Below are 12,963 nucleotides of genomic sequence, written 5' to 3' on the forward strand. Positions count from 1 at the left end.
AGTCCCCTTGTCTTCCTTTTAAATAAAAAGAAATTTGCGAATTTAATTAAGCTATTATTGCAAATTTTAAAATTTACTCACTCGTCTTAGCAGACTACTAAATTTAGGTCTCGTAAAAGCTCGCCACTAAATTTAGAAGCGTGATATGCCAGTTCTAATTTAAAAATTTGCTAGACGCTAACCAATGCGGTGTGCCCGTGCGATAGGATATGTTTTAAAAGTGCAGGAATTTTGGCAAAAATGGCATAACATCGAAGTATAGTATTCATAAAGCAACTAAATTTGCACTATCTATCAAATTTATACGCTAAAAGCTACCAAATTTCAGACAAAACAGCCAAATTTAGTCTCACTATCAAGCTAAATTTAGACTAAATTTCCTTAGCGATCTTGCTCATTTTGTTTATCAGCTCTTCGCGCTCGCTTGATTTTAGGTTGCCGTATTGAAGCTTTGTCATCATCTGCATGAAGTCAAACTGCTTAAACATCTGCGCATCGCTCTTTAGCTCTTTTTCAAGCTTTTCGTAGATCTTCTCTGTCTCTTCGTTGGCTTTTTCTAAATTTTGCAAAAAGCTCCCAGTTGCGCTTGCATCAAGGTCGTTTTTTGCCGCCTTGTCGATGGCATTTTTTAAATTTGATAAATTTTCAGAAATTTTCATCTGCACTTCCTTTTGGATTTTAAAATTTAGAGCAAATTTTATTCCTAAATTTCCTCCCACCACTTTTTGCTAGGTGGATTTTGCGCGGTGAAAATCTCTCCGATCATCGGCGTGGCGAAATTTAGCTCAAGCTTCTCCACCGCATTTATAAATCGCCTAATCGGCTCGTCCCAAGCGTGATAAGAAAGATCAAATTTGCCCCAGTGCACCGGCACGCCAAGCTTTGCGTCAAGATCTTTTAGCGCTTGCGCCGACTCTTCTGGCTTCATATGCACGTAGGGCCAGCCGTCGCTGTAAGCGCCATTTTCTATGAAAACTAGATCAAATCCGCCAAATTTCTCACTTATCATCTTAAAATGCTCGCCGTATCCGCCGTCACCGCTAAAATAAAAGCTAAAGTCAGCCTCCTCTACCGCCCAGCCGCCCCAAAGCGTGCCATTTCTTTTAAATGTGCGCCCGCTAAAGTGTCTTGAAGGGCAAAAAGTGAAGTTTAAATTTCCTATTTTTTGATCATTAAACCAGTTAAACTCGTAAATTTTATCTGCGTTAACGCCCCATTTTACGAGGTGGGCTTTTACGCCAAGTGGCACTAGAAACTTGCAAATTCTATCTTTTAGCTCAAGGATCGTTTTATAGTCAAGATGGTCGTAGTGATCGTGCGAGATGAGGGCGATGTCGATCACCTCTGGGTAGTCGCTGGCGGTGATGGCGTGCTCGTAGGCAAAGGGCTTGCCGCCAACTGGCAGCGGAAATGCTCGGTGCAAAACTGGGTCCGTGACGATCGTTTTGTCATCAAGCTTGCAGATGAGGCTAACGTGCCCAAGCCAGATAAACTCGCCGTTTTTGAGGGCATTTGCGTTAAATTTTAAATTTGGCAAAGGGCGCTTTGGTAGCTTGCTCTTTGGTGGAAAGAGCGCTTGAAGGGTGAAATTTAGCATAGATGCTTGCGGACTTTTCTTTACTAGATCGATCGTTGGCTCTAAATTTATAAAAACTTTGCCATTAAAATTTGGCGAAGCATCTATGAGCTTTTGGCTCTTAACATCTGGCATGCCACCAAAAACTGGGGCAAATTTCATAAATGCAAAAACTGAAGCAATAAATAAAACTATGACTATAAAAATTTCCATCAATAACCTTTTTAAATTTAAAGGTTGGATTATATTTTAGATTTTTAAATTTCAATTTCATTTAATTAACCCAAGCTTAAAGAATTAATTTTTAAGTTTAAACTTAATTAAGATAATTTTACTCTTTTTAGTAATTATCTGTTATGAAATATTAATCTTTTTTGATTAATTACACGAAAATAACGCCTTTTAATAGTATATCTTAAACTAATATAAAATAAAAATTTAATTTCAAAAATACAAAATTTGTCAGATAGCTGACGGAATTTAATCGCCAGAAGTTATAGAATTGTTTCAAAAATTTCAGGAAGGAGCGTTTGAGATGTTAAATAAAAATTTAACTATCTCTATTCATGTGATTAACAATCACTCTATTAGTGAGCAGGGCGGTCTTGCCTTGTTTTTTAGGAGGAATTTATGAAAAAACATAAATTTGTGATTGCCGATTCTAAACGCTGCATAGGATGTGCGACCTGTATGGCTGCATGTTTTAAAAGTGCTTATGAACGCGGCAAACTATCACGTGCAAGGCTAAGCGTCTTAAGAGAAGCTAGCGGTGTTATGCCGACTCAGTGCAGACAATGCGACGATGGCCCTTGCGCAAATGTATGCCCAACTGGAGCGTTGCGATTTAACGATAATTGCATCGAGCTTCACGAGGAAATTTGTATAGGTTGCAAGATGTGCACGATCGCTTGCCCTTATGGTGCGATAAGCTCAAGTGCAGAGCTTATGCCTTCAGTAAATTACGCTGTCGAGCCAAAATACTATCTTGAAGTAGAGTCACAATCAGGCGCAAAAAACATCGCAGTTAAATGTGATATGTGCTTTGGCCGTGAAAATGGACCAGCTTGCGTTGATGTATGCCCAACAAGTGCTCTTATAATGGTAGATCCAGAAGAGGGCAAACATAAGCTTGGCAAGAGGATAGACTACGAAGCAGCGAATAAATTTGCTACTAAAATTTTAAACGGACAAGGAGCATAAGATGACTACGGTTTATATGCTATTTCTTGTAAGTGCCGTCGTTAGTATCTTGCTCTACTGCGCTCCAAAAGCCGCTGTTAAAGTTGGTTTTGGACTAAGTGCTATAAGCTGCTTTTATGCGATGTGTCACTTCGTTGCAAATATGGGAGTAAGTGATAGCTTTGCTCTTATGGATGGCTTTTTGTATTCGCCAAAATTTGCACTAAATCCACTTGGAAATTTCTTCAGCTTTGTCGTTGTTTTCATCGGATTTGCAAGTAGTGTTTATGGTATGAGCTATGCAGAAGAGTACATAAAAAAAGCAAATGTTGGTGTGTTTGCATGTTTGTTTAACACATTTATCCTTTCAATGCTTCTAGTAATTAGCGCTGATAATGTATTTTGCTTTGTTGTTTTATGGGAGCTTATGACTCTTGTATCATCATTTCTTATCATCGTCAATGACGGTAAAAATACACTTAAAGCGGTTATGGTATATCTTGGTATCGCACAAATCGGTGCATTTTGTATAACCTGTGGCTTGCTTATCACAGCTTACTATGCAGGAAGCTTTGAATTTAGCGCATTTATGGGTGTTAAGATGCCATTTGGCGCTTCTGCTGCTGTATTTGTACTATTCTTGGTCGGCTTTGGTAGTAAGGCTGGTATGTGGCCATTCCACGTTTGGCTTCCACAAGCTCACCCAGCAGCACCATCAAACGTTTCAGCCCTTATGTCAGGCGTTATGATTAAAGTTGCTCTATTTACACTAGTTAAATTTACACTTTACCTACCACTTAGTACATATTTTGGTCTTACAATACTCGCTCTTGGTGCAGCTAGCTCACTATTTGGTGTTTTATACGCTCTTTGCCAACACGACTTCAAAGCCTTGCTTGCTTACCACTCAGTTGAGAACATAGGCATCATCTTACTAGGTCTTGGCACTGGTATTTACGGTGTTGCAGCTGGAAATTTAACACTTGCAGCAGTAGGTTTTCTAGCAGGTTGCTACCACGTAGTCAATCACGCTATATTTAAAGGTCTGCTTTTCCTTTGCGCTGGTTCAGTTATCCACGCTACTCATACACAAAATATGGACATCCTTGGTGGTCTTGCCAAAAAAATGCCATGGACAAGCCTTGGTATGTTTATAGGTATCATGGGTATCGCAGCTTTGCCTCCAGTAAATGGCTTTGTTTCAGAGTGGTTTACATATCAAGGTATGCTTCAAGGCGCGATGGGAGAAGGAACGTTAGTTAGATATGCATTTACACTTGGTGTTGTAGCTCTTGCGCTAACAGGCGTTTTGGTTGGCATGCACCTTAAACTTTACGCTGTTATCTTTGCAGGTACTCCAAGAGATCAAAAAATTTGGGAAAATGCTAAAGAGAGTCCGATAGGTATGGTTCTTGGTATGATCATCCTAATGATAGGCTGCGTTGGCTTTGGTCTTGGCGCAAACTACATAGTTGATTACATTATGCAAGCTGTAAATTCTATCGCTATAAGTGACTATAAAGCTAGCCTTGGTGCTATAAATGTAACTTCACCTATGGGCAGTATGATCTCAACTCCACTTATCGCTTTAGTCCTATGTGCGACTATGATTTTGCCATTTATCATCCTTGCTGTCATGAAAGCAAACAGAGATAAACCACGCGAAACTGATCCTTGGGCTTGTGGCTTTAAATATAGCTCACGTATGCAAATGACAGGTGGTCCATTCACTGGCGACCTTAGAAAAATTATGCAATGGCTATTTAGAGCTGATAAAAAAGTAGTTACTAGAAATTATTTTGACGCGGTTGAGTATCACAACCATCCAAAAGATATTTGGTGGGGAATGTTTTATGAGCCAGTCATTAAATGGTGTGTGAAATTTGCTGATAAGTTAGGTATCGTTCAAAGTGGTTATACAAATGTATATGCACTTTATATCTTGCTATATCTTTGTGTCATACTTGCTGTGGGCTACTTTTTAGTTTAGGAGACGAAAATGCAAACTATACTTTTAATGATATTTCAAGTAGTCGTTATCGTTTTGGTAGCTCCTTTGTTTGATGGTATGGCAAGAAAACTTAGAGCTAAACTTCAATCAAAACAAGGTAGCGATTTCTTTCAAACATATCGCGACATTATAAAGCTTTTTAGAAGAGGAAGAACCGTCCCTGAGTGCTCTCACTGGGTATTTAGATGGGCTCCATTTTTCCTTTTTGCAACTTCAGCTGCAGTGCTAGCTGCTATACCTATCACTTATAGCAAAGACACTGTATTTGGAGCATATTCAGATATATTTGTTATCCTCTATCTTGGTGCGCTACTTAGATTTGTATTTGGTGCAGCTTCAATGGATAGTGGCAACCCATTTGCAGCAACAGGTGGCGGCAGGGAGCAAATGCTTGGTGTTTATGTTGAGCCAGTTATGATTATGTGCTTAATCGTAGTTATGCTTGCAGCTAAAACATCAAATTTAGTTGAGATCCAAGAGATGGTAAGAACTGGCGTTATCGGATATCAAATTCCAAGTTTTGCCGTTGCTTCTATCGCATTTTTGTGGTGTATGTATGTTGAGACTGGTAGAAAGCCATTTGACTTAGCTGAAGCAGAACAAGAGCTTCAAGAGGGTGTTCTTGGTGAGTACGCTGGTAGCGACCTTGGCTTAGTTCAAGCATCACTTATATTAAAACAGTTTGCTATGATCGGACTTTTCCTAAGCATATTTGAGCCATGGAATTTTAGCAATCCTTTCTTAGCTATTATCGTTTTTGTGATAAAAACTGGAGTATTTTACGTCGCAGCTGTATTTATAGACAACTTTGGACCACGCTTTAAAATGACTTCATCTTTACGCAAAAATGCTCTTGGTGCACTTGCTATTTCGTTTGTTGCACTAACACTTTATGTAGTAGGAGCGTGAGATGCAAACACTAGATATATTAGCCATTTGCATGATCGTAACTTCGCTTGCGGTTTTTGGTCTTAGAAGCTTGAAACTCTCAATCATCGCTTATGCGATAGAGACACTACTTTTAGTTAGTATATTTTTCTTGCTATCTGAGAAATTTAACGCTGAGCAGCTAAAAACTTGGGCGATCGTTGCGTTTTTTACCAAAGTTCTTTTCGTGCCAGGAATTTTGTTCTGGCTTATCAAAAAACTTGGCGTAGTTAGCGAAGATGAGCCAGTTGGTGGATTTTTTGTAAGCCCTGTTATTGCTATGGGATTTTCTCTAGCTCTTTCAATGAGTATCCACCCTATATTTTTAAAATTCTCTCTTATCAAAGAAGAGATCATGTTAATCGCTGCTGGAACAGTCTTTATGATGGGAATTTTTGGCTTTATGTTAAGAAACTCATTTGTAAAACAAATTCTAGCTTACTGCTTGTTTGAAAACGGTATCCACCTAAGCCTTGCTCTAATGGCTTATAACTCACATGAGCTAGTTGAGCTTGGAATTTTAACAGATGCGATATTTGCTGTTATTATCATGAGCGTTCTAGCGATTAGATTTTATAAAGCTTATGATAGCTTAGATACTTCTAAAGCTTCAAATTTAAGGGGTTAGAGATGGATAGTTTAGCTTTAATACTTATCATACCGCTCCTTGGTGCTTTGATCTTGTTTTTAAGTCCTAAAAACTATGCAGTACTTAGCGGACTTCATGTCTTGTTTTCTGCTGCGACATCAGTGGCTTTACTTAACAATGTTCTTAAAGTTTTAAGTGGCGGAACTTTTTATAGTTTTGATAAATTTTTATTCTTAGATAGCTTAGGCTGTGTTTTCTTGGTGCTTATCGCCGTAACTGGATTTATAGTAAATTTCTACTCTATCCACTATATGAGATGGGAGCTTGAAGATGGACACATTCACTTAAGTGATCTTAAAAAATACTACGCACTAAGCCATGTATTTATCTTTACAATGACTTTAAGCGTTATTTGCAACAACGTTGCGTTTATGTGGGCAGCTATCGAGGCTACTACACTAGCTTCTGTATTTTTGGTTGCTATTCATAAAGATCAAAAATCAACAGAGAGTGGTTATAAATACATCGTTCTTTGCTCAATCGGCCTAGCATTTGCTCTTTATGCAACTGTTCTTCTATACTCAGCTACATATAGCACATTAGGAGATGGTGAGGCTTCTATGCAGTTTTCAAGCATAATGGAAAATGCTAAAAATCTAAATCCAGATGCAGCAAAACTTATCTTTGTATTTGCGCTAATTGGTTTTGGTACAAAAGCTGGTCTTGCTCCAACTCACACTTGGTTGCCAGACGTTCACGCTGAAGGTCCAGCACCTATCTCAGCATTGCTATCAGGTGTGCTTTTAAAATGTGCGATGCTTGCACTTTTAAGATACTACGCTATCGCAGCTCAAGCAGTTGGATTTAGCTTTGTTGAAGGCATAATGATCGTATCAGGAACTATCACACTTTTTGTAGCGGGATTTTTCCTAATAAGACAACACAACGTAAAAAGAATGTTTGCATACCACTCAATCGTTCACATGGGTGTTATCGCATTTGCACTTGGTGTTGGCGGTAAATTTGGTCTATTTGCAGCGATATTCCACTGCTTAGCTCACAGCTTCACAAAAGCTTTGGCTTTCTGCACAACAGGCAACATAGCAAGAATTTACGGTCACAAAGATATGAGTAAGATGGGTGGCATGATTAAGATCGCACCTATTACAACTATTTTGTTTGGTGCAGCTGTATGCTCACTAGTTGGTGTTCCAGCATTTGCTATATTTGTTAGCGAATATAACGTCTTCGTTGGAGCTATCACAAGTGGTCAATATATCGCAGTTGCGCTATTTGCTATTGCACTTGCAGTTATTTTCATAGCTGACTTTGCGCACTTTAATATGGCAAGCTTTGGCGAGCCAAAAGGTGTGGTTGTTCATAATAAAGAGATGAGTTTGTTTGAAAATTTACCTCTTATAGCACTCTGTGCCCTTATCATAATCTTTGGCGTATGGCACGTAGATAGCTTTTATACGCTAGTAAATAACGGTGTTAATATAATGATGGGAGCTTTAAAATGAGAGGCGATAAATTTGTTGAAATCCTAAAAACAAAGGTAAAAATTTTAGAAGTAACTCGTCAAGCAGACGATCAGATCACAGTTTTGGTTGATAGAAACGATCTTCCACTAGCTGTTAAGACACTTTATTATGATATCGGTGGCTTTATAAGCACTATGATACCAAACGACGAGCGCCAGATAAATGGCTGCTATGCGCTTTACTATGCTATCTCAATGGAAGGTAGCAAGATGACTGAGGCGGACGACTTTGCAGCTGATGATAAGTGCTTTATCACAGTTAAAACCCTTATCCCAGGAAACGATCCGACATTTCCATCAGTTACTCCACTTGTACCAGCTTGTGTCTGGTATGAAAGAGAAGCTTATGATATGTTTGGTCTAGTAGCTGAAGGACTACCTGATAAAAGACGTCTAGTTTTAAGTGATGATTGGCCAGATGGACTTCACCCACTTAGAAAAGATGCTATGGACTACCGCTACCGCCCTGATCCAGTAGATCACAGAGATGAGCCTGATGCGGAGTTTTTATTCCCAACAGGTGACGCAGTAGTCGATGTACCACTTGGACCACTACACGTTACATCTGATGAGCCAGGTCACTTTAGACTTTTCTGCGACGGCGATGAGATTATTGACGCTGACTACCGCTTGTTCTATCAACACCGCGGTATGGAGAAGCTAGCTGAAAACAGAATGAACTATGATCAAATGGGCTATCTTGCAGAGCGTGTTTGCGGAATTTGCGGTTATGCTCACGCTATAGCTTGTATAGAAGCAGCAGAAAAAGCTATAAAGCTTGAAATTCCACTAAGAGCTCAAGCTATACGTGTCATCTGCCTTGAGATCGAGCGTCTTCACAGCCACCTTTTAAATATCGGTCTAGCATGTGAGGTTACTGGTAACTACAACGCTTTCATGCATATCTTTAGGGTTCGTGAGTACTCTATGGAGCTAGCTCAACTTGTAACTGGCGGACGTAAAACATACGGCAACGTTGTTATGGGTGGCTTAAGACGTGATATGACAAACCATGAGATCAAAAAAGGCTTAGAGATCATCAACAAACTTGACATTCAAATTTCAGAAATTTGGGATGCAGTTTTGGAAGATAAACGCCAAATCGGACGCTGGAAAGGTGTAGGTATCTTGGACCGCCAAATCGCACGCGACTTTAGCCCAGTTGGTCCAAACATGAGAGGCTCTGGCTTTAAACGTGATAACCGCTACGATCATCCATACGACTTCTTCAAACAAATCGAATTTGAAGTAGCAGTTGAGCATGGTTGCGACGTTTTTGCTCGTGAGATGGTTAGATATAAAGAGCTAAAAAGCTCTATCCACATCATCCGCCAATGCTTTGAGATGATGCCTCAAACTCCGATCATGATCGATCCTGTAACCATGATCAAGCCTGAGAATTTCGCACTTGGTCACGACGAAGCACCACGTGGCGAAAATGTTCACTGGATCATGCAAGGTAGCGCTCAAAAAGTATATCGCTGGAGATGTAGGGCTGCGACATATAACAACTGGCCAAGCCTAAGGTATCAATTTAGAGGAAACAACATAAGTGACGCTGCACTTATCGTTTGCTCACTTGACCCTTGCTACTCATGCACCGAGCGTGTTACTTTGGTTGATGTAAGGACTAAAAAAAGTAAAATTTTAACAGAAAAAGACCTTAAAAAATTCTGTCAAGATGGCGGGGTTAGTAAGAAGGATTTAAGATGATGAAGTTATTTGACATCACAGAAAAATATGGAAAGGCGACATACGCCTATCCATTTGAGCCATATATTGTGCCTGAGAATTTCCGCGGTCAGCCAGACTATACATACGATCTTTGTATAGGTTGTGCAGCCTGCGGTGTTGCTTGTCCTAGTAATGCTATCGAGCTAAAGATGAATGGTGATCAGTCAAGACTTGTTTGGCAATTTGACTGCGGTCGCTGCATATTCTGCGGTCGCTGCGATGAGGTTTGCCCAACAGGAGCTGTTCGCCTAAGCGATAGCTTCGAGCTTGCGGTTAAATTTGACAAGAGCGCTCTTATCCAAAGGGGCGAGCTTGAGATGCAAACATGCAAATGCTGCGGCAAGCCATTTACGCCAAAAAGGCTTATAAATTTCACCCTTGAAAAGCTTGGCACAGCAAATTTACTCCCAGGCAGACTTGAAGAGGCAAAAGAGTATCTTTTCATCTGCCCAGAGTGCAAGAAAAATCAATCTGCTGAGAGGCTAACAAAAGGCGTTGAGGAGGCTATAAAATGAGTCTATATCAAGTCCCAGAGGACATAAAAACAGCAAATGACCTAACTGCAAAGCTAGAGCATTTAAAAAATATCAAAAGAAGCTTTAGTGTTTATAGGATCGACTGCGGAAGCTGCAATGGTTGCGAGATCGAAATTTTCGCTGCTATTACGCCGATGTGGGACCCTGAGCGCTTTGGATTTAAACTTGTAGCAAACCCAAGACACGCTGATATCTTGATCTGCTCAGGTCCAGTCACAAGACAGATGTACTACCCACTACTTCGTGCTTATGAAGCAGCTCCAGATCCTAAGATCGTAGTTGCTTTTGGTGCTTGTGGAAGTACTGGTGGAATTTTCCATGACGCTTATAGTGTTTGGGGCGGTATAGATAAGATCATACCAGTTGATGTCTATATCCCAGGCTGCCCTCCACACCCAGCAAGTGTTATTTATGGTCTAGGTATGGCTCTTGGCATCATTGATCAAAAGCTACACAAAAAAAGCTATGAAAATGATAGCACTACGCCTCCTCCAGTTAAAAAGTCAGTAATGGGCGATATCTTGTTTGAACGTGACTTGCATGCTGAAAGTAAAAGACTGATGAGCTATATCTTTGGTAGAACACTATTTGAAAAATATATGGACGCTATCAAAGCCTCAAGCGATATCCACAACCCAGAGCTTGCACGTGAAGCGGTTATAGCAGCTATCAAAAAAGAAGATGATCCTAGATATGCTGAGTGCATGGCACTTTTACACAACGATGTCTATCTAAAATATGCAAAAGCTGGTAAAAATTTTGCGATTGATGTTGATAGTGAGGTTTGGAGTAAAAGATGATACAAGTTTATAAGCTTACAAAAAGGCATATGGACGACAACGAAAAGCTTCCACGCGAGCTAAAGGAGATAAAAATTTTCTCCACTTGCGTGGGACACGGCGTTGGTACGATTGACTTTAGCGAGAAGATCTTAGAGCTAAGCGATGAGGAATTTGATGAGATGATCAAAAACTCAGGCGAATATGTGAAATTTAAGATCGGAAATTTAAGCAAGTATTTTGAAGTTGAAATTTTTGCTGAGCATATCGCTAGACTCTTGCCACAGCTTTGTGAGTGTAAGCTTAAAGAAATTTTGGCAAATTTAAAAGAGGGATATATCGTGCTTAGGAAGGACTTTTGATGAAAAAGGCCATCCTTTGCATCGGTAATCCTATGCGTGGCGACGATGATGTTGGCAATGAAGTCGGCCGCATCGTAGAAACTGAGCTAAAAGAGTGGAAGGTCTTTTTTGGGCAAGATGTGCCTGAGAATGAATTTTCAGCTATTAGAGAATTTGCGCCTGACATTTTGATAGTAGTCGATGCGATGAGCGGCTTTGATGAGGACAAGATAGAGTTTTTTGATCTAAGTGATGATAGAGACTACATCTACTCAACCCACAACCTCCCAACGCCAGTGCTTTTAAGCTATTTGCGTAAAATTTGTCCAAAGACGCTTTTTCTTGGCATTAGTGTCTTGCTTGAAAATGTCCTTGATTTTGAGGAGGGGCTAAGCGAGCAGGCTAAAAAAAGTGCCAGAAAAGCTTTTTTAAGAATTGTAGAGATTGATAAAAATTTAGTTGGTTAAATTTGGTAAGAGCTAAATTTAATCTGGGGTTTGCTAAAGATAAATTTGATCATTTTGGATTTGAAATTTAGTGTAAAACTAATTTTTAAACATTAAATTTTGACGCTAAAATCTCTATCTTTGGCACTACTTCTTTGCTTTATATTTGTTATAGACCAAAGAAGGTCAAATAAAAAGGAGACGTGATGTTAAATCCGGCAGAAACCGCTCAAGCGGTGTCAAGTTCTATGGAGCATAAAGCTCATACGCCACTTGTAAGCATTATTTTCCTTGCTATCATGGCTGGAGCTGCTATTGCAATGGGTGATATTTTTTGGGCTCACTCAACAGTTGGTATGGCTGAAAAACAGTCTATCGGTCTTTCAAACTTCATCGGTGGTATCACATTTAGCTGCGGCCTCATGATGGTTGTATTTTATGGTGGTCACCTATTTACTAGCTCTGTTTTAAGCGGTGTTAGTGCATATGATGGCAAATTACCACTTGGCAAAACCATAAGCTATTGGGTGATTGTTTGGATATTTAACTTCGTTGGTGGCGCATTGATCGCTTATATGTACTACTACTCTGGTTTGCCACTAAAATACGACGGCTACATCTTGCAACACTTCGTACCAGCAGCTATTGGCAAGATCACAGCACCATTTCATGAGCTATTTCTTCGTGGTATCTTTTGTAACGTCTTTGTTTGTATGTCTATCTGGACTGCGACAAGCGAGAGCAACCTATCTGGTAAATTCTTTGCCATTATGTGGATGATCGGCGCATTCGTTGCTTGCTCAATGGAACACTGCGTTGCAAATATGTTCATCATCACTGAAGCTATCATCTCTAAAGCTCACTATATAGCAGCAAGCGGTGGCGATATCAACGCTGCAGCAGCTTTACTCCACACTACAGCTGATAAACTAGATGTCATCAATTGGACAAATTTCTTAAGCAAAAACTTGCTTCCAGTTACACTTGGCAACATTTGTGGTGGTCTTTTCTTTGTTGGTCTTGTTGGCTTCATGGCTAATAAATTTGATATGAAGAAAAAAGCTTAAAACTAACTTTTAGTCTTTGCTTTTATGGCAAAGGCTAAATTTTAAATTTCTCTCTTTCTTACCTTAAAAGTTTCAAAAAAATCTCTTATTTTTTATCTAAAAAATGTCACACTTATCTTAAATTTATTGTTTTAACTCCCCCTTATTTGAAAATTTGTGACATTTTGGAGTTTAAAACATCTTGGCTAATAAATTTAGAGCAATAATAAAGCTAAAATTTAATATAATCCCACGA

The 12,963-nt window shown here is 39.5% G+C and carries 13 protein-coding genes; 11 read left to right on the forward strand and 2 right to left on the reverse strand.

Translation table 11 applies throughout. The features are described from left to right. Positions 1–371: 371 nt before the first annotated feature. A complete protein-coding gene (locus tag CVT08_RS01095; protein ID WP_107856528.1) occupies positions 372–659 on the reverse strand; it encodes a hypothetical protein in 288 nt (95 codons plus the stop codon). 44 nt (positions 660–703) lie between these two features. Next, positions 704–1,789, reverse strand: a complete 1,086-nt coding sequence (locus tag CVT08_RS01100; protein ID WP_107856529.1) for an MBL fold metallo-hydrolase — start codon at positions 1,787–1,789, stop codon at positions 704–706. 417 nt (positions 1,790–2,206) lie between these two features. On the opposite strand from CVT08_RS01100, the gene CVT08_RS01105 reads away from it, so the two are divergent. The 11 genes from CVT08_RS01105 (at position 2,207) to CVT08_RS01155 (ending at position 12,728) form a co-directional block, all read left to right on the forward strand. Further along, positions 2,207–2,776 carry a 4Fe-4S dicluster domain-containing protein gene (locus tag CVT08_RS01105; protein ID WP_002939266.1) on the forward strand — a complete coding sequence of 190 codons (570 nt, stop codon included), beginning with the start codon at positions 2,207–2,209 and terminating at the stop codon, positions 2,774–2,776. Position 2,777: 1 nt separating this feature from the next. After that, a complete protein-coding gene (locus CVT08_RS01110) occupies positions 2,778–4,745 on the forward strand; it encodes a proton-conducting transporter membrane subunit (RefSeq protein ID WP_002939304.1) in 1,968 nt (655 codons plus the stop codon). Between the two features lie 9 nt (positions 4,746–4,754). Further along, entirely contained in the window at positions 4,755–5,675 is a 921-nt protein-coding gene (locus CVT08_RS01115; protein ID WP_002939300.1) for a respiratory chain complex I subunit 1 family protein, read from the forward strand. Between the two features lies 1 nt (position 5,676). After that, positions 5,677–6,321 carry a hydrogenase 4 membrane subunit gene (gene hyfE / locus CVT08_RS01120; RefSeq protein WP_002939315.1) on the forward strand — a complete coding sequence of 215 codons (645 nt, stop codon included), beginning with the start codon at positions 5,677–5,679 and terminating at the stop codon, positions 6,319–6,321. A gap of 2 nt (positions 6,322–6,323) precedes the next feature. Further along, positions 6,324–7,805 carry a hydrogenase 4 subunit F gene (locus CVT08_RS01125; protein ID WP_107856530.1) on the forward strand — a complete coding sequence of 494 codons (1,482 nt, stop codon included), beginning with the start codon at positions 6,324–6,326 and terminating at the stop codon, positions 7,803–7,805. Further along, a complete protein-coding gene (locus CVT08_RS01130) occupies positions 7,802–9,538 on the forward strand; it encodes an NADH-quinone oxidoreductase subunit C (protein ID WP_107856531.1) in 1,737 nt (578 codons plus the stop codon). The genes CVT08_RS01125 and CVT08_RS01130 overlap by 4 nt, the downstream gene beginning before the upstream one ends. Further along, positions 9,535–10,074, forward strand: coding sequence for a formate hydrogenlyase complex iron-sulfur subunit (locus CVT08_RS01135; RefSeq protein ID WP_107856532.1), 540 nt, complete (start codon positions 9,535–9,537; stop codon positions 10,072–10,074). Before CVT08_RS01130 ends, CVT08_RS01135 begins: the two co-directional genes overlap by 4 nt. Then, positions 10,071–10,895 (forward strand): NADH-quinone oxidoreductase subunit B family protein, encoded by an 825-nt coding sequence (locus tag CVT08_RS01140; protein WP_107856533.1) that lies wholly within the window; start codon positions 10,071–10,073, stop codon positions 10,893–10,895. Before CVT08_RS01135 ends, CVT08_RS01140 begins: the two co-directional genes overlap by 4 nt. Then, positions 10,892–11,236, forward strand: a complete 345-nt coding sequence (locus CVT08_RS01145; RefSeq protein ID WP_002939326.1) for a formate hydrogenlyase maturation HycH family protein — start codon at positions 10,892–10,894, stop codon at positions 11,234–11,236. The genes CVT08_RS01140 and CVT08_RS01145 overlap by 4 nt, the downstream gene beginning before the upstream one ends. Further along, positions 11,236–11,682 (forward strand): hydrogenase 3 maturation endopeptidase HyCI, encoded by a 447-nt coding sequence (locus tag CVT08_RS01150; protein ID WP_021087517.1) that lies wholly within the window; start codon positions 11,236–11,238, stop codon positions 11,680–11,682. Before CVT08_RS01145 ends, CVT08_RS01150 begins: the two co-directional genes overlap by 1 nt. A gap of 185 nt (positions 11,683–11,867) precedes the next feature. Then, on the forward strand, positions 11,868–12,728 hold the full coding sequence (locus CVT08_RS01155) for a formate/nitrite transporter family protein (RefSeq protein WP_103567768.1): 861 nt from the start codon (positions 11,868–11,870) through the stop codon (positions 12,726–12,728). The last annotated feature ends 235 nt before the right edge of the window (positions 12,729–12,963 follow it).

It is taken from the genome of Campylobacter concisus, from assembly GCF_003048835.2.
Taxonomy (GTDB): Bacteria; Campylobacterota; Campylobacteria; order Campylobacterales; family Campylobacteraceae; genus Campylobacter_A; species Campylobacter_A concisus_D.

Excerpts from the sequence above, each read along its gene's own strand:
- CVT08_RS01095 (WP_107856528.1), bottom strand. The coding sequence starts at position 659 with ATGAAAATTTCTGAAAATTTATCAAATTTAAAAAATGCCATCGACAAG.
- CVT08_RS01100 (WP_107856529.1), bottom strand. The coding sequence starts at position 1,789 with ATGGAAATTTTTATAGTCATAGTTTTATTTATTGCTTCAGTTTTTGCA.
- CVT08_RS01105 (WP_002939266.1), top strand. The coding sequence starts at position 2,207 with ATGAAAAAACATAAATTTGTGATTGCCGATTCTAAACGCTGCATAGGA.
- CVT08_RS01110 (WP_002939304.1), top strand. The coding sequence starts at position 2,778 with ATGACTACGGTTTATATGCTATTTCTTGTAAGTGCCGTCGTTAGTATC.
- CVT08_RS01115 (WP_002939300.1), top strand. The coding sequence starts at position 4,755 with ATGCAAACTATACTTTTAATGATATTTCAAGTAGTCGTTATCGTTTTG.
- hyfE (WP_002939315.1), top strand. The coding sequence starts at position 5,677 with ATGCAAACACTAGATATATTAGCCATTTGCATGATCGTAACTTCGCTT.
- CVT08_RS01125 (WP_107856530.1), top strand. The coding sequence starts at position 6,324 with ATGGATAGTTTAGCTTTAATACTTATCATACCGCTCCTTGGTGCTTTG.
- CVT08_RS01130 (WP_107856531.1), top strand. The coding sequence starts at position 7,802 with ATGAGAGGCGATAAATTTGTTGAAATCCTAAAAACAAAGGTAAAAATT.
- CVT08_RS01135 (WP_107856532.1), top strand. The coding sequence starts at position 9,535 with ATGATGAAGTTATTTGACATCACAGAAAAATATGGAAAGGCGACATAC.
- CVT08_RS01140 (WP_107856533.1), top strand. The coding sequence starts at position 10,071 with ATGAGTCTATATCAAGTCCCAGAGGACATAAAAACAGCAAATGACCTA.
- CVT08_RS01145 (WP_002939326.1), top strand. The coding sequence starts at position 10,892 with ATGATACAAGTTTATAAGCTTACAAAAAGGCATATGGACGACAACGAA.
- CVT08_RS01150 (WP_021087517.1), top strand. The coding sequence starts at position 11,236 with ATGAAAAAGGCCATCCTTTGCATCGGTAATCCTATGCGTGGCGACGAT.
- CVT08_RS01155 (WP_103567768.1), top strand. The coding sequence starts at position 11,868 with ATGTTAAATCCGGCAGAAACCGCTCAAGCGGTGTCAAGTTCTATGGAG.